The following is a 15,972-nucleotide window of genomic DNA, read 5'->3' as shown; positions in this document are numbered from 1 at the left end:
GATTCAATGAATCAAAGGATTTCAACCAGGACGCGCCGGCCATCCCTGGCGGCGGCCGCTTTGACCATCGTGCGGATCGCCTTGGCAATCTTGCCCTGTTTGCCAATGACCTTGCCCATGTCTTCGGGAGCGACGCGAAGCTCGATGACAACCTGCTTCTCCGTCTCCGTCTGGGTCACCTGCACGGCCTCCGGTCGATCGACCAAGGCTTTGGCCAGAACCTCTACCAACTCTTTCACGTGGGTACCTCCCCACTGGACATTCCCCGACGGTTAAGCTTGCGCTTTTTTCTCCGCCATTTTGTCCAGGATCCCAGCCTTGTTCAACAAGGCCTTGACGGTATCCGAAGGTTGCGCCCCGCTGGACAGCCATTTGATCGCTTTTTCCTCGTCGATCTGCAGGATGGCCGGTTCTTTGGTGGGGTTGTAGTAACCAATCTCTTCAATAAAACGCCCATCCCGGGGAGAACGGGAATCGGCGACAACGACCCGGTAGAAGGGAGCTTTTTTCATACCCAGGCGTTTGAGACGAATACGAGTTGCCAAGAATATCACCTCCTTCAAAGAGTTTGCTTTATCGTCTGCCAAAAGGTTCCGCGCTCTTGCTTGACTTCCCGAAAAAGGGTTGCCATGGATGGCTTACTTCATGAACGGCATCCGGAACATGCCCTTCTTGCCGCCGGGACCTTTGCCAGGCCCCTTGCCGCCGCGCATATCGGCAAACTGCTTAAAGATCTTGCGCGTCTGTTCAAAAGTCTTGAGCAGGTTGTTCACCTGCTGGACCGATGTGCCGGAACCGCGGGCGATGCGTCGCTTGCGGCTGTCCTTGAGGATCTGGGGATTGCGCCGCTCCTCCGGCGTCATGGACAGGATGATAGCCTCCACATGCTTCATGTCTTTATCGTCGATCTGCACGTCTTTAAGCGCCTTCATCTTGTTCATGCCCGGCATCATGCCCATCAGTTGGTCCAACGGCCCCATCTTTTTCATCTGTTGAATCTGGGCCAGGAAATCTTCCAAGGTGAACTCGGCCTTGCGCAGCCGCTGTTCCATGTCTTTGGCCATTTGGGCGTCCATGTTGGCCTGGGCCTTCTCGATCAGGGTGAGCACATCGCCCATCCCCAGGATGCGCGAGGCCATCCGATCGGGGTGGAATTGCTCCAGGGCATCCGGTTTTTCACCCATGCCGGCGAACTTGATCGGACAGCCGGTGACCGCCTTGACGGACAGGGCGGCGCCGCCGCGGGCGTCGCCATCCAGTTTGGTCAGGATCACCCCGTCAAGTCCCAGTTGCCCGTGGAAGGATTCGGCCACATTGACGGCATCCTGACCGGTCATGGCATCCACGACGAGCAGGATCTCATGGGGGCGGACAGAGGACTTAATCGATTTCAGTTCCTCCATCAACTCTTCGTTGATGTGCAAACGACCGGCTGTGTCCAGCAGGACCATATCACGGCCGTGGGCGACAGCATGCTCCACGGCGCCTTTGGCGATGTCGACAGGGCTGATGCCCGTGCCCATGGAAAAGACAGGAAGATCCAGTTGATTGCCCAGGACCTGGAGCTGTTTAACAGCAGCAGGGCGGTAGACGTCACAGGCCGCCAGGAGGGGCCGGCGCCCCTGTTTGCGCAGGAACAGGCCCAGTTTTGACACAGTCGTCGTCTTACCAGCGCCTTGCAGGCCCACGAGCATGACCACTGTCGGCGGTTTCGGCGACAAGGTGAGTTTCGATGAGGTCCCCCCCATCAGGGCGACCAGTTCTTCATAGACAACCTTGACGACCTGCTGACCAGGCGTCAGGCTTTCCAGGACCTCTTGACCGACAGCCCGCTCCTTGACGCGAGCCACAAAATCCTTGACAACCTTCAGGCTTACGTCAGCCGCCAGCAGGGCCATGCGGACCTCCCGCATCGCCTCAGCGACGTCGGCCTCAGACACCTTTCCCTTGCCACGCAGCTTTTTGAAGGTGTTTTGCAGTTTTTCCGCCAGTCCCTCAAACATGGCCATCGGTGGCTCCCCCGCTTTCGTCGAGCATTTCCTTCAGACGGAGGATAGCCGCTTCCAACCGTCCCCAATCGCCGTCGCCATGACAGCGTTGCAGTTGCGCCAAAACTTCCGACAGTTGGCGCCGTTCCTCCTGCCAGCGTTTGACCAATCCCAGCTTGTCTTCATAACCCAGGAGGATCTTCTCGGCCCGTTTTAAAAGGTCAAAAACGGCTTGGCGCGTTACGGAGAACTCCTCGGCGATCTCCGCCAGGGAGAAATTATCCTCATAATAAAGGGACAGAACCTGTCGCTGACGTTCCGTCAACAGTTGACCGTAAAAGTCGTTGAGCAGGGCCATCCGCGTCAGTTTTTCCAGTGGTCTTTCTTCCATCACAAAACCCTTCTGTAAAGGGAGGAGACTTGACACTTCATAGATTCTACTATGAAGAACCGGAACTGTCAAGGTTTTCTCCTTCACGCGACAAAGGAAGGCAAAAGCCTTCCTTTGTTGACAATCAGGCGCTTCTGTTGCATTACGCCTCGTATGTTTGCTTCTAGTGAAGCGGAATACGTCTGCCCAGTATCAGCCGGCTTCCATAGATATCTCCCGGTCCAAGTCAGCGCAGACGCGGTTGCGTCCCTGTCCCTTAGCCCGGTAAAGGGCGCGATCCGCCGCTTCAATCAATCGTGACTTGTCCCAATCGGCCAATTTCTCAGAAACACCGATGCTGACGGTCATATTCAGGCACAAGGTCCGATCAGGGTTCTGGAAACAGAAGTTCGCCACAGCCTGACGGATTTGTTCCGCCCGTTCGATCCCACGGTGGAGATCGGCGTCCGGCAGAATGACGGCAAACTCCTCACCGCCATAACGGGCGGCAACCTCCTGCGGTCTCAGTTGGCTGCGCAGGATGCCGGCGATCTGCCGGAGGATCTCGTCGCCACAGGGATGACCGTAGGTGTCGTTGCAGCGTTTGAAATGGTCGATATCAAACAGCAGCAAGGTGACCGGCCGTTCCAAGGTTTCGCTTTCCTTCATCAGTTCCTGCAAGCGCTGTTGAAAGAAGCGGTGATTGTGCAAGCCTGTCAAGCCGTCCGTGACAGCCTGCCGGGCGAAGTATTCGTTCTGCCGTTTCAACTGGTGATACATGCTGGCGTTTTTCAAAGCGAGCGCGGCCTGGCCGCCCAGGATCTGCAGGATCTCCGCCTTCGAAGGGGTGAGCAGGTAGCGCGGTCCCATGGAATGGATGTTGATGCAACCGATGACCTCTTTAATAAAAGTCAAGGGGATGGAAGCGACATAGTTGACCAGCGATGGACGGTACCGGCGGTACTCGCCGGGATCGTCATGGATGAAGGGCTGCCCGGTTGTAAGCACCTTCCAGGCGACGCTTTCTCGAAACACGTCGTCCGGGCTTTCCGGCGCGCCCTCAACAAAACCGCAGTGGCTGACAATCCGCACATCTTCCCCATCGAAGAGGATAATCGACGCCGATTCGGCGCCCGTCAACGTCACCATCGCCTGCAGGATGATGGTGACGATCTCCCCTTCATCGACAGTGGTGTTGATGGCCCGATTGATCTCATGGAGGATGTAATTCTGGCGAGTCAACTCATCCAGTTCCTCCTGGGCCATCCGCTGGGACTCGATGGTCCGCAAGGCGTCATCCCGTTCGAGAGCGAGAAAAGCGACTTGTCCCTCCAGATCGGCCAGTCTCCGTTCCAGGAGTGCCGTCTGTTTTGATCGGTCGTCGCTGTATACCGAATGCCGCCGACCCTCTTGCCACCGATAGGTGAGCAAAAGCAGGACGACGGCGCTCATTCCGATGACGAAGTATTCCATCACCCGGCTCCTTCCAAAAGGAGTAAGAACCCCATGAGGGTTATATTCTCCTTTCGGAGCAGGATTCCTGCCGCTATGCCTGCGGCGTCGTCAAACGAATTGCTCGCGCCCGCGCTTCCTCCATGATCCGCTTTTCATTCATGCGGACCAGTTTCCCGTCGCGCACCAGGACCTGGCCGTCGACGAGCACTGTTTCCACGTCCGATCCACGGGCCGAGTACACCAGGTGGGCCACAGGATCGAAGTCAGGACACAGGTGGGGTTGGTCCATGTTGACGACGATGATATCGGCGCGCTTGCCGGCTTCCAGGGAGCCGATCGCGTCATCCCAGCCCAAGGCCCGGGCGCCGCCGATGGTGGCCATCTCCAAGACGGCGTAAGCCGGCATGGCCGTGGGATCGAAGAGGTTGACCTTTTGCAGGAAGGCGGCCTGGCGCATCTCCTCGATCAGATCCAGGTTGTTATTGCTGGATGCGCCGTCAGTGCCCAGCCCGATCACAGCCTGGCGTTTGCGCAGGCTCTCGACGGGCGCGATGCCGGAAGCAAGTTTCATGTTGCTTTCGGGGTTGTGGGCGACACCGACTTTTTTCGCGGCCAGGATCTCCTCTTCCGCTTCGGTCAGATGAACACAGTGGGCCGCCAGGACGGGCCGCTCAAAGAGTCCGATGCTGTCCATCAGCAGGATCGGCGATTGGCCGTACTGTTTGGTGATGTCCTCCACCTCTGTCCGCGTTTCGGCCAAGTGGATGTGCAGGCCCGTCCCCAGCCGATCGGCCAGGGCCATCACCTTTTTCAGGTAATCAGGGTTGCAGGTATAGGGCGCATGGGGCCCCAGCCAGACGCGGATCCGGCCGTCGGCGCCGTTGTTCCAGTCAGAAAAGAGCGCTTCCGACTCACTCAGGCCCTTGTTGCCGTTCGCTTCACCAGCGACGCTGATCATTCCCCGGCTGAGATGGCCCCGCATGCCGCTTTCGGCGACCGCCTCGGCCACACGGTCCATGAAAAAGTACATGTCGGCAAAGACGGTGGTGCCTGATTTGAGCATCTCGGCCGCTGCCAGTTGGGTGCCCCAGTAGACATCGTCGCCGGTCAGGTTAGCTTCGGCCGGCCAGATCTTTTCATTGAGCCAGCGCATCAAGGGCAAGTCGTCGGCGTAGCTGCGGAACAGGGTCATGGCCGCATGGGTATGGGCATTGACCAGTCCCGGCAAAACCGCCTTGTTGCGGGCGTCTATCACCTGCAGATCAGGACCGAAGATCGCTTCCGGGGCGCTTCCCGGGAAGATGTCGGCGATGATGCCGTCCTCCACATAGACATCCCCCCGCCCAATGGCGGTGCGAGAGGTCATCGGCAGCACCATGCCCCCTTGGATCAGGATTCTCGCCACAAACAACTCTCCTCTTCATGACGCGTCGCCTGCGCTTGCTACTTTATCTAACTGCTTGCTTGTCTCCGTCAGGCAATCGAGAAAATCACATTCACTTTGTTTCCGCCATCGCCCGCAACGTCTCCAGGTAGGGGGGGCGGAAAACGCCACGATCGGTGATGAAGGCCGTCACCAGTTCGGCTGGGGTGACATCGAAGGCCGGGTTGTAGACAGGCACCCCCGGCGGCGCCGTGATCGAGTCGCCGACGCGGCGGACCTCCTCCGTATCGCGCTCCTCGATGGGGATCTGAAGGCCCGATTCGAGGCTCAGGTCGAAGGTGGACACCGGCGCCGCCACGTAGAAGGGGATACCGTGGGCTTTGGCCGCAAGGGCCACGCCATAGGTGCCGATCTTGTTGGCCACATCGCCGTTGGCCGTGATCCGGTCGGCGCCGACGATGACCAGGTCGACGAGCTTCTGTTTCATCACATAGGCTGCCATGGAATCGGTGATCAGGGTGACGGGGATCCCGTCCTGCATCAGTTCCCAGGCAGTCAAGCGCGCCCCTTGCAGGAGCGGTCGAGTCTCATCGGCGAAGACGGAGATCTCCTTGCCGGCCTGGTGGGCCGCCCGGATGACGCCGAGGGCCGTGCCGAAGCCGGCCGTCGCCAGGGCGCCGGCGTTGCAGTGGGTCAGGATACCGGCGCTCTCGGGGATCAGTTCGAGGCCGTACTGGCCCATCTGCTCGTTCATAGCCCGGTCTTCATCGAAGATCGCCTTGGCCTCAGCGACGAGTCGTTCCTGCTGTTCTTTGACGCTGTATGTTCGAATGTCTTCCAGGATGGCCTCCATGCGCCGCAAGGCCCAGAAGAGGTTGACCGCCGTCGGGCGCGTCTTGCCCAGATCGGCGATCGCCTTTTTGACATCGGCGGCAAACTCATCCCGGTCCTCGCCGGTGTAGTTGAGGGCCGCCAGGGCGACGCCGAAAGCGGCGGCGGCGCCGATGGCCGGGGCGCCGCGGACCTTCAGTTTTTTGATGGCGTCACAGAGGATGATGTGATCCCAGCATTCAATGTACTCTTCCGTCAAGGGCAGTTTGGTCTGATCGAGAAGCAGCAGGTGATCGTCCTGCCAGCGCATCGTATCCAACGGTGATCCCCTTTCCCCTTACAGCGTAAAGCCGCCGAATTCGGCCAGCGCATGCTGGCACTCACAGTCGGCCTCCGGTTCCAGCATGGCGATGGTCCGCATCGTCAGGCGTTTAAGGTTCTCTATGTTCGCCTTCATGGCGTCGAGGACTTCCATATGGGTCAGCACCTGCGGCGAGATGCCGGCGGCGAAGTTGGTCACCATGCAGACGGTGGCGTAGCACATCTCCGCCTCCCGGGCCAGCGGCGCTTCAGGGACGCTCGTCATCCCCACCAGGTCGCCGCCCAACATCTTGTACATGCGGATCTCCGCCGGCGTTTCAAAACGGGGGCCTTCGGTGCAGACATAGACCCCGCCGTCATGGGCGCTCAACTGCTCCGCCTTGGCCGCCTCCAGCATGGTCTGCCGGATCCGGGCGCAGTACGGGTGGGTCACGTCGGTATGGATGACGCCGTTGGCGCCGCCCTCAAAAAAGGTGCTCGGCCGCGCCTTCGTGAAGTCGAGGAACTGATCGATGACGACGAGGCTGTTCGTCCCCATTGCCTCGTTGAGGGAACCGACGGCGGCGGTGGCGATGATCTGCCGAACGCCGAGCCGCTTCAACGCCAGGATGTTGGCCCGGTAGTTGACGAGATGAGGAGGGACCGAATGGCCCTCCTCATGGCGGTTCAAAAAGGCCACATCCTTGCCGGCGTAGTTGCCCAGTTTCAAGGAAACCGTTCCATAAGGGGTATCTACTTTGACGTCACGGGGATCTCCAATCATGGACGGGTCATAGACGCCCGTCCCGCCGATGATGGCGATGGAAGCCTTCAACCAGGATTCCTCCTTCTATCGCTGACGAGCATGCCGTTCATGTACACGTTGGTCGTCGGCACGTCGACGATGGTGATGACCACATTTTCCGTTTTGGCGCCGCAGTGCTGGACGAGCGCCTCGGTGATGGCCTGGGTGGCGGCGCGCTTCTGGTCTTCTGTGCGGCCTTCGAGCATGGTGATGTTGACGATAGGCATGATGACTCCTCCTTCAATGTCGTGTTTAGCCGAACAAGGCGCGAGCAAATTCAGGGGGATCGAAGTCGCGCAGGTCGTCCATCTTTTCGCCGATGCCGATGAACTTGACAGGCGCCTGCATCTCCGCCGCGATGGCCAGGATGACGCCGCCTTTGGCCGTGCCGTCCAGCTTGGTCAGCACGAGACCGGTCAAGCCCACGGCCTCACTGAAGAGGCGCGCCTGGCTGACGGCGTTCTGCCCTGTCGTGGCGTCCAGGACCAACAGGGTTTCATGGGGAGCGCCGGGCAGCGCCCGGTCGAGAACCCGGTTGATCTTGCTCAACTCGTTCATCAGGTGGGACTTGTTGTGCAATCGGCCGGCCGTATCGATGATCAGCACGTCGACGCCCCGGCTCACGGCCGCCTGGACGGCGTCAAAGGCGACGGCGCTCGGATCGGATCCCTCCTGGTGACGGATGACCTCCACGCCGACACGCTGGCCCCAGATCTCCAACTGGTCGATGGCCGCCGCCCGGAAGGTGTCGCCGGCAGCCAGGAGGACCTTACGCCCCTCCTGCTTCCAGCGGTGGGCCAGTTTGGCGATGGTCGTCGTCTTGCCGACGCCGTTGACGCCGACGATCAGGACGACAGTGGGCTGATGATCGAAAGCGACAGGCTGGGCCTGATTGCCCAGGATGCGGGCGACCTCCTCTTGGAGCAGGTCCTTGATCCGCGCCGGATCGCTGATCTTCTGCTCCTTGACAGTCCGGCGAAGCCGTTCCACCAGATCGAGGGACGTGTCGGCGCCCACGTCGGCGCTGATCAAGGCCTCTTCCAACTCCTCAAAGAGTTCCTCATCGATCTTGGGCCGCCCCGTCACCAGGGCTTCCACCTTCTCGACCAGGTTTTGCCGTGTCCGGGTGAGTCCTTCTTTTAGTCGGCTGAAAAAACCGGTCACCGTTCCACCTCCGTGAAATCACAAGTAGTATCCGAAAACATCCAAGATTTATCCTCAGGCGCTGTTCTCGTCAGGCCGGGTCATGCGCACCGAGATCAGTTTGGAAACGCCGGCCTCCTGCATCGTCACGCCATAGAGGTAGTCAGCGCTTTCCATCGTCCCTTTACGGTGGGAGATGACAATGAACTGGCTCTTTTCAGAGAGACTCTGCAGGTAACGGCCAAAACGGGCCACATTGGCCTCGTCGAGGGCTGCCTCGATCTCGTCGAGAACGCAGAAGGGGCTCGGTCGGAACTGCAATAGCGCGAAGAGCAGGGCGATGGCCGTCAACGCCCGTTCGCCGCCTGAGAGGAGGGACAGGTTGACCAGCTTCTTGCCTGGCGGCTGGGCGAGGATGTCCACGCCGGTTGTCAACAGATCGCCGGGAGCGGTGAGGGCCAGTTCTGCCCTCCCTCCCTGAAAGAGGTCGGCAAAGACCTCGCCAAAGCGGCTGTTGATCTCCCCAAAGGCTTGGCCGAAGCGGCGAACCATGATCCCTTCGATCTCTGCGATCACCTGTTCCAGCGTTCCCTTCGCCGCCATCAGGTCCTCGTGCTGGCGGGAGAGGAACTGGGCGCGCTCCTGTAAGCGCTCCTCCTCCTCGATAGCCAAGAGGTTGACCGGTCCCATGTCCTTTTGCTGGGCGCGCAGTTGATTCAACCGCTTTTGCGCCGCCCGGCGGTCTTCGGGCCGGCGGCCCCGCTCACGGGCTTGCTCCGGCGACAAGTCCCACTGCTCGGCGAGACGCTGCGTGAGGGTGTCTTTCTCGGTGTCGAGACGGGCCAAATGCACCTCCTGCTGGTGCACCTTCTCCCGGAGGGGCTGAACCTCCGCCGACACCGCTTTGCGGCGCTCCACCGTCTCTTTGTGCCGGCGATCGGCCTCGGCCTGCTCCTCCTGGCGCAGACGCGCCTGTTCCAGGGCGTCGGCCTCTTCGGCGACAGCAGCAGCCAAATCCTTTTCCATATGAACCTGTTCTTCGGCGCAAGCGGCCATTTCCCCGTTCGCCGTCCGGCAGCGTTGTTCCTTCTCGCCGATTTCTTTTTCGTTCTTGCGGATCTCTGTGTGGAGAGCGGCGAGGGACTGGTCGATGCCTCGAATCTCCTCCTCCAGCCGGGCGAGAGCCAACTGCCAACGGGTGAGGTCCTCGCGGTCATCTTCCCCTGCTGCGCGCAGGCGTTCCAGTTCGGCCTGGCGCTCGCTCATGGCCGTCTCCAGGTTCCCCGCTTCCGCCTCTCCGGCAGCCATTTCATCCTGCAAGCGCGCCTTTTCCGCCATCAGACTCGTCAGATCGTCTTGCAGGATCGCCAGTTCGCCCTCGACGCCGCGGGTCTGGCGCGCCTCCTGCTCAATCCCCCGCTGCAAACGGGCGAGATCGGCGGCATTGGCCGCCTTTTCGGCATCCAGATGGGTGATCGCCCTTTCCCGCTCCTGGATCTGTCCTTCCAGGCGCCCGATCTGCTCGGCCGCCTCCTCCCGCTGCTGTTTGAGATCGCTGATCGCCAGCCCCAAGGTCTGCTCCTCTTCGGCGAGAAGCGCCAACTCGCGCCGGCGCAGGAAGGTCTGACCACCCCTTTGACCCTGGCTGCCGCCGGTCACGCTGCCGCCAGGCTGCAGCAGATCGCCTTCTAGCGTGACGATCCGCCACTGGTAGCGCGTCTGCCGGGCGAATTGGAGGGCGCCCTGCAGGTTTTCCATCACCAAGGTCCTGCCCAGGAGGAAACGAACGGCCGGCATATGGGCGGGCGCGCAACGGACAAGGTCGGCAGCGCACCCGATCACACCCGGCTGGTTCAAGACCTCCCGTCCCGGACCACCGTAAACCTGGAGGCTTTTTAAAGGCAGGAAGGTCGCTCGTCCCTTGCGCGTCCGCTTCAGATGCTCGATGGCGCCCCGCGCCCCCTGATCATCCTCAGTGACGATGTTCTGCATCCCGCCGCCCAATGCCACGTCCATCGCCGTCTCCAACCCTGGCGGCACCTCGATCAGGTCGCTGAAGACGCCGATGATCCCCTGAAACTGGGGGTTGCCGGCCTTCACCTGGGCCAGCACCTCGCGAACGCCGGAAGCGAATCCTTCATAGGTCTTTTCCATCGCCTCGATGGCCTTACGCCGGGCTGAGACCTCCTGCCAGCGCCGCATCGTCTGGCTGAGCCGGTGATCCAGTTCGTTCGACTGTCCTCTCCATTGCGCCTTCTCCGCCGCGCCGGCGTCTCGCTCGGCTTGCTTGTCCGCCCTTTGCCGTTCCCTGGCGGCAGCCTCTTGGCGAAGGCGGTCCGCCTCCCCTTCCAGTTCAGACGCACGGGAACGAGAACGCTCCCGCTCCTCTTCCAAACGGCGGACCTGGGCCTCCTGACGAGCGGCGCGCAGGTCTGCCTCATGCAACTGCGTCCGCAAGCGCGCCAAAGCCTGGGCTGAATCGAAAAGCCTCCGCCGGAGGTCGGCGATCTCCTTTTCCGCAGCGGTCACGGCTTCCCGTGCGGCAGCGCTGCGGGCGAGCCGGGCGTCAACCTCCTGCCGGGAGGCTGTCAATTCCTCAGCCACCAGCCGCCGCCGTTCCCGCTGCTCCCCTTCCCGGTTTCGCAATTCGGCCAGCGCCAACCTGGACTGTTCCTGTTCCCTTGTCAACAGTTGAAGTTGCGCCGCAAGCCCCTTGATCCGTTCCCGGACAACATTCAACCGGCCTTGCAGCGCGATCACGCCTTCCGATCGGCGGTGGGCCTCCTGGCGGGTAGCCATGAGCGCCTCTTCTGCCTGGCGGGCCGCCAGCGCGGCGTCCGCCTCAGCGCCTTCAAGAGTGGCCAACTGGACTTCCTTTTCCCAGAGGAGCGCCGAAAAACGGTCCAGTTCCCGCCGGGTTTGCTCCATCGTCGCCGTCATCTCTTCCCAGTCAACGACGAGCAGCCCCAATTCGACCTCTTTCCGTTCGACCTCAAGGGTCTGATAGCGCCGGGCCAGTTCTGCCTGGCTGCTGATGGCGGCCAACTGCTGTTCCAATTCTCCGATGATATCGCCTAGGCGGATCAGGTGCTGCTGCGTCTCCTCCAATTTTTTGACGGCTTCCCGCTTGCGGTTGCGGTAGCGGACGATGCCAGCCGCCTCCTCGATCAGGGCGCGCCGATCCTCGGGACGGGACGACAGCACCTCGTCAACCCGCCCCTGACCGATGATCGAAATGCCCTCGCGGCCGAGACCCGTATCAGAAAAAAGCTCCTGCAGATCCCGCAGGCGACAGGGGCTCCGGTTCAGAAGATAATCGCTGTCGCCGGAGCGAAAGACGCGCCGGGTCACTGTCACCTCTCGGTAATCGACAGGCAGCATCCCTTTTTCGTTGTCCAGGGTAAGGGAAACTTCAGCCATCCCGACCGGCTTGCGGCGATCAGAGCCGGCGAAAATGACATCTTCCATCTTCGAGCCCCTGAGCGACCGGGGGCTCTGTTCCCCCAGCACCCAGCGGATGGCGTCGGCCACATTCGATTTCCCAGAGCCATTGGGCCCTACAACGACAGTCAAGCCGGGGGAAAGCAGGATTTCTGTTTTATCGGCAAAAGATTTAAAACCGTTCAATTCTATGCGTTTAAGAACCAATTCCCGATTCCTCCCGAAAAATTCCTCTCCATTGTAGCATAGGCCCCTGGGGGGAACAAGAAAGGCGCATAAAAGAAAAAACTGCCCGTTGCCGGACAGCCCTCTTGGATCATACAGCCACTTATGCGGTTTTTATGTAGTCGTCGTCGTTACCGAGGCTCAACGATGAACTTGATGGCCGTCCGTTCTTCCCCATCGATGGCGATCTCCACAAAGGCAGGGATGGTGATCAGATTGATGCCGTTCGGAGCGACAAAACCCCGGGCGATGGCGATGGCCTTGATCGCCTGATTAACGGCCCCAGCCCCCACCGCCTGAATCTCGGCCCGACCTTTCTCACGGAGGATGGCGGCCAATGCTCCAGCTACCGATTTGGGATTGGATTGCGCCGATACTTTGAGTCCTTCCATTTACACAGTTCCCTCCTAGCCATATTTGTTATGTTTTTCCCTTGGGTTCAAGATGTGGGGTATCAGCTTAACGCTGATTCGGCCTAACGTCGCATGATGTCTTTTCTCTATTGCTATGCGAATATCCTGCATTTTCCTTCCACATCACCTGTACATTTTTCAAATTTTTGTTTTTTAGCCTGTATTTTTGTTCGTCAAAAAACATCATAATTCGAGTTTACCTACCAGTTGCCAACTCAGTTCAATCATCGATGAAAGACATTTTGCCATCGCAATAACCGTTCAAGCAGGGATAGGCGAAAAAAAGAAACCGCCGTAACCACGGCGGCAACAACGACACGTATAAGCAAAAGGCCTTATTCATCATATCCCGCCGCCTGATAGGCCATGACGGTGGTATGACCGTTTCACTGGATTCATGTTTGATCCCGCAATGCAGATATAAACGCCTCCAGGTCAAAATGACACAGTGTCCGTCCCTCGCAGGCTAACCGCCAATCCCCTTGAAAGGGCATCACACCGGTGGAACGGACGCGAGCGCCCGACTCATCCAGTGGCGTCACGCCTGAAATCGTCAAGGGAACAGCGGCGTTAACCTGTCGCAGGAGCCATTGCCGGTGACCGGTGACCAGGGAGAGATCCTGCGGCGGGACAATCAAGTGGCAACAACAGGCGCCGGAACGCAGACCGCTACCGCCGCCGGCAAGAAGAGCAGCCACGTTGGCCAGCGTGTACCGGTAGGCCAGATAGCGCCTCACCCATTCGCCGAGGCTAGGTGACGCGGGACCCGCCAGGGTCGCCCGGTCGCACAGTTCGCCAGGCATGAGCCCCCACCGGACCACCGGAACGCGGTGACAGGCGCAGAGGGCCGCCATGCGCGACAATAAGCGCAACATCCGCCCCCACCCCCAGGGTCGGTATGCCCCAGCCCGCCACAGGCGTTCCAGCGGGCTCTCTTTCAAGACAAGGGTGGGATGGATGCGCAAAAAATCGGGTTTTAGCCAGAGACACTCCTGAAGCGACGACAAAGCACCGGCCTCGTCATCACCCGGCAACCCGGTCATCAGGTGAATGCCGACCTGCACCCCAGCCCGGCGCAACAGGTCCACCGCCCGGACCGTATCGGCGGGACCGTGCCCCCGGCCGGTCCTCTCCAGGATCGGGGCATGCATGGACTGGGCGCCTACCTCCACCACGGTCACCCCATAATGGCGCAGGCGTTCCACCGTCGCCCTGTCGATGCCGTCCGGTCGCGTCGACAGCCGCAGCCCACCGATCCCCTCCCTGCCGAGCCACCGCTGGGCCGCAGCCAGCAGACGCTCCTGGATATCACCGGGGAGCAAGGTGAAGGAGCCGCCGAAAAAGGCGATCTCGTGAACCTCCCCCTTCACTACAGCCCCGGCAAATGCAGCAGGCCCGGCATTCATCCGGCTGCCCAAGTAGAGCCGGACCGTCTCATCGACACGCTCCGGTCCCGGCAGTCCTGCTTCCCCTGTCAGCCCCTCCTGGCTGCAGTAGAGGCAGCGGCCGGGGCAGCCCAACTGGGGGATAAAAATAGGGATGATCACGCCATCATCCCTTTCTGCCGGCCCATTCCCGCATAGCCCGGCCGGCCGCCTGCTGTTCCGCCTCTTTTTTCGTGCGCCCCTGGCCGTCGGCGATCACTGTCCCGTTGACCATGACAGCGGCCACGAAGCGCTTGTCATGATCGGGACCGCTCTCGTCGACGATGCAGTAGCGAATGTCGGCGGGGCCGGTCCGCTGCACCCACTCTTGAAAGGCCGTCTTGTTGTCGCCGCTGACCAGGTTCTGGGCATTCTCCAGGGCATCGCCGAAGAGGTCGAGGATGAAGCGGCGCGCCGCCTCAACGCCCCCCGAAAGGAAGAGGGCGCCGATGACCGCCTCCAGGGCGTCCGCCAGGATCGACGGCTTCTCTCTCCCGCCGCTGGCCTCCTCGCCGCGGCCCAGCTTCAGCCAGGCGCCGAGTTGCAGCCGGCGCGCCCCGTCGGCCAGGTTGGCCTCACAGACAACAGCGGCCCGCCGGCGTGACAGTTCCCCCTCCGTCCAGGCCGGGTAGCGCGCAAACAGTTGCTCGCCGATGACGAGGCCGAGAACGGCGTCGCCTAGAAACTCCAGACGCTGGTTGTGCTCCTGCGGCGCCTGGGGATTCTCATAGGCGAAGGAGGGATGGGTCAAAGCCATCTCCAGCGTCGCCAGGTCTTCGCCGGCGATGCCGATCCGCCGGGCCAGTTCGGCTGGGTGATTGGGTGCTCTTTTCATGGGTTCACCTCAGACAAAAGATCCCCGTGACCCGAAGCGGGCACGGGGAGTCTTTGCAAAAATCTTCCGCTTGAACAGGGCGGATCAGGACGCCGGTTACTCCCCGGGGCGGTACTTGCGGATCACCATGGTCGCGTTGTGTCCGCCAAAACCAAAGGTGTTGGAAATGGCCGTATCCACCGTTAGTTTGCGCGCCTCGCGGGGAACATAATCGAGATCACAGCCCTCGCCGGGGTTTTCGAGGTTGATCGTCGGAGGGATGATATCGTCATGGACAGCGAGGGCGGAGGCGATCAACTCGACACCGCCGGCGGCGCCGAGGAGGTGCCCCGTCATAGACTTGGTCGAACTGATGGCTACCTTGTTCGCCGCTTCGCCAAAGACGGACTTGATGGCCAGCGTCTCGAAGTAATCGTTCTTCTCCGTCGCCGTGCCGTGGGCGTTGATGTAGGTGATCTCCTCCGGCTTCAGGCCGGCGTCATCGAGGGCGGCCTGCATGGCCCGGGCGGCCCCTTCGCCGTTCGGCGCCGGGTCGGTGATGTGGTAGGCGTCACAGGAGGAACCGTAGCCGACCACCTCCGCATAGATGCGGGCGCCCCGGGCAAGGGCGTGTTCCAGTTCCTCAAAGACGAGGATGCCGGAGCCTTCGCCCATGACGAAACCGCTGCGGTCACGATCAAAGGGGCGGCTGGCCTTGGCTGGCTCTTCATTGAGGGTGGACATGGCCTTCATGGCGCAGAAACCAGCGAAGGCGAGCCGGACAATGGAGGCTTCGGTCCCGCCGGTCAGCACGGCCTTGCAGTCGCCGCGCTGGATGAGCCGGAAGGCGCTGCCGCAGGCGTTCGTCGCCGAGGCGCAGGCCGTCACCACCGTCTCGCTCGGTCCTCGCAGGTTGAGGTTCATGGAGATATAACCGGCGGCCATGTTGGAGATCATCATGGGAACGAAGAAAGGGCTGATCCGGCCGACACCTTTTTGCATCATCACCTTGGCCTGATCTTCGAAGGTCTCCATACCGCCGATGCCGCAACCCAGGACGACGCCGAAGCGGTCCCGGTCCACCGTATCGAGATCAAAACCGGCATCCTCGATGGCCATCTTGGCCGCCGCCACGCCGTATTGAGAGAAGCGATCCATCCGCCGCGCTTCCTTGCGGTCGAGAAACTGGGTGGGTTCAAAATCTTTAACCTCACCGGCAACCTGGGTCGGAAGATCGCTGGCGTCAAAACGGGTGACAGGGCCGATGCCGGATACGCCGTTGGTCAGGGCGGACCAAAACTTCTCCTTGCCTGTCCCTACGGGCGATACCACGCCGACACCCGTGATGACCACGCGCTTGCTCATGATGTGTGCACACA

At 60.9% G+C, this 15,972-nt stretch carries 15 protein-coding genes; all 15 read right to left on the bottom strand.

Annotation, left to right across the window (positions count from 1 at the left end; all coding sequences use genetic code 11):
* Positions 1-11 precede the first annotated feature (11 nt).
* Positions 12-239: a KH domain-containing protein gene (locus tag GTO91_RS05135; RefSeq protein ID WP_012283240.1), complete on the bottom strand. Its 228-nt coding sequence runs from the start codon at positions 237-239 to the stop codon at positions 12-14.
* A 33-nt stretch (positions 240-272) separates the two neighbouring features.
* Positions 273-545 carry a 30S ribosomal protein S16 gene (gene rpsP / locus GTO91_RS05130; RefSeq protein ID WP_012283239.1) on the bottom strand — a complete coding sequence of 91 codons (273 nt, stop codon included), beginning with the start codon at positions 543-545 and terminating at the stop codon, positions 273-275.
* Positions 546-638: 93 nt separating this feature from the next.
* Positions 639-2,003, bottom strand: coding sequence for a signal recognition particle protein (gene ffh, locus GTO91_RS05125; RefSeq protein ID WP_161255939.1), 1,365 nt, complete (start codon positions 2,001-2,003; stop codon positions 639-641).
* Positions 1,996-2,379, bottom strand: coding sequence for a putative DNA-binding protein (locus GTO91_RS05120; RefSeq protein WP_170294100.1), 384 nt, complete (start codon positions 2,377-2,379; stop codon positions 1,996-1,998). The genes ffh and GTO91_RS05120 overlap by 8 nt, the downstream gene beginning before the upstream one ends.
* Positions 2,380-2,571: 192 nt before the next feature.
* Complete coding sequence (locus GTO91_RS05115; protein ID WP_161255820.1) at positions 2,572-3,831, bottom strand: GGDEF domain-containing protein; 1,260 nt, start codon at positions 3,829-3,831, stop codon at positions 2,572-2,574.
* A 73-nt stretch (positions 3,832-3,904) separates the two neighbouring features.
* Positions 3,905-5,218: an amidohydrolase gene (locus tag GTO91_RS05110; protein ID WP_161255817.1), complete on the bottom strand. Its 1,314-nt coding sequence runs from the start codon at positions 5,216-5,218 to the stop codon at positions 3,905-3,907.
* Positions 5,219-5,309: 91 nt separating this feature from the next.
* Positions 5,310-6,347, bottom strand: coding sequence for an S-methyl-5-thioribose-1-phosphate isomerase (mtnA, locus tag GTO91_RS05105; RefSeq protein ID WP_161255814.1), 1,038 nt, complete (start codon positions 6,345-6,347; stop codon positions 5,310-5,312).
* 18 nt (positions 6,348-6,365) lie between these two features.
* The gene (mtnP, locus tag GTO91_RS05100; RefSeq protein ID WP_161255812.1) at positions 6,366-7,163 is read right to left on the bottom strand and encodes an S-methyl-5'-thioadenosine phosphorylase; all 798 of its coding nucleotides are present in this window, start codon (positions 7,161-7,163) and stop codon (positions 6,366-6,368) included.
* Positions 7,160-7,360 (bottom strand): tautomerase family protein, encoded by a 201-nt coding sequence (locus GTO91_RS05095; RefSeq protein WP_161255809.1) that lies wholly within the window; start codon positions 7,358-7,360, stop codon positions 7,160-7,162. The genes mtnP and GTO91_RS05095 overlap by 4 nt, the downstream gene beginning before the upstream one ends.
* A gap of 25 nt (positions 7,361-7,385) precedes the next feature.
* Positions 7,386-8,297 carry a signal recognition particle-docking protein FtsY gene (gene ftsY / locus GTO91_RS05090; protein WP_161255806.1) on the bottom strand — a complete coding sequence of 304 codons (912 nt, stop codon included), beginning with the start codon at positions 8,295-8,297 and terminating at the stop codon, positions 7,386-7,388.
* A 54-nt stretch (positions 8,298-8,351) separates the two neighbouring features.
* The gene (gene smc, locus GTO91_RS05085) at positions 8,352-11,924 is read right to left on the bottom strand and encodes a chromosome segregation protein SMC (RefSeq protein ID WP_161255803.1); all 3,573 of its coding nucleotides are present in this window, start codon (positions 11,922-11,924) and stop codon (positions 8,352-8,354) included.
* Positions 11,925-12,073: 149 nt separating this feature from the next.
* Positions 12,074-12,334, bottom strand: a complete 261-nt coding sequence (locus GTO91_RS05080) for a stage V sporulation protein S (RefSeq protein WP_012283228.1) — start codon at positions 12,332-12,334, stop codon at positions 12,074-12,076.
* Positions 12,335-12,750: 416 nt separating this feature from the next.
* Complete coding sequence (locus GTO91_RS05075) at positions 12,751-13,902, bottom strand: radical SAM protein (protein ID WP_161255800.1); 1,152 nt, start codon at positions 13,900-13,902, stop codon at positions 12,751-12,753.
* A gap of 4 nt (positions 13,903-13,906) precedes the next feature.
* The gene (gene rnc, locus GTO91_RS05070) at positions 13,907-14,614 is read right to left on the bottom strand and encodes a ribonuclease III (RefSeq protein WP_161255797.1); all 708 of its coding nucleotides are present in this window, start codon (positions 14,612-14,614) and stop codon (positions 13,907-13,909) included.
* Between the two features lie 96 nt (positions 14,615-14,710).
* On the bottom strand, positions 14,711-15,958 hold the full coding sequence (gene fabF / locus GTO91_RS05065; protein ID WP_161255794.1) for a beta-ketoacyl-ACP synthase II: 1,248 nt from the start codon (positions 15,956-15,958) through the stop codon (positions 14,711-14,713).
* Positions 15,959-15,972: the final 14 nt, after the last annotated feature.

Source organism: Heliomicrobium undosum, from assembly GCF_009877425.1.
Taxonomy (GTDB): domain Bacteria; phylum Bacillota; class Desulfitobacteriia; order Heliobacteriales; family Heliobacteriaceae; genus Heliomicrobium; species Heliomicrobium undosum.
This window is presented reverse-complemented; position numbering and strand designations above follow the sequence as displayed.

What these genes read in the sequence shown, in the direction of transcription:
- GTO91_RS05095 (WP_161255809.1), bottom strand. Translation starts at nt 7,360, where the DNA reads ATGCCTATCGTCAACATCACCATGCTCGAAGGCCGCACAGAAGACCAG.
- rnc (WP_161255797.1), bottom strand. Translation starts at nt 14,614, where the DNA reads ATGAAAAGAGCACCCAATCACCCAGCCGAACTGGCCCGGCGGATCGGC.
- fabF (WP_161255794.1), bottom strand. Translation starts at nt 15,958, where the DNA reads ATGAGCAAGCGCGTGGTCATCACGGGTGTCGGCGTGGTATCGCCCGTA.
- GTO91_RS05120 (WP_170294100.1), bottom strand. Translation starts at nt 2,379, where the DNA reads ATGGAAGAAAGACCACTGGAAAAACTGACGCGGATGGCCCTGCTCAAC.
- GTO91_RS05080 (WP_012283228.1), bottom strand. Translation starts at nt 12,334, where the DNA reads ATGGAAGGACTCAAAGTATCGGCGCAATCCAATCCCAAATCGGTAGCT.
- ffh (WP_161255939.1), bottom strand. Translation starts at nt 2,003, where the DNA reads ATGTTTGAGGGACTGGCGGAAAAACTGCAAAACACCTTCAAAAAGCTG.
- GTO91_RS05115 (WP_161255820.1), bottom strand. Translation starts at nt 3,831, where the DNA reads ATGGAATACTTCGTCATCGGAATGAGCGCCGTCGTCCTGCTTTTGCTC.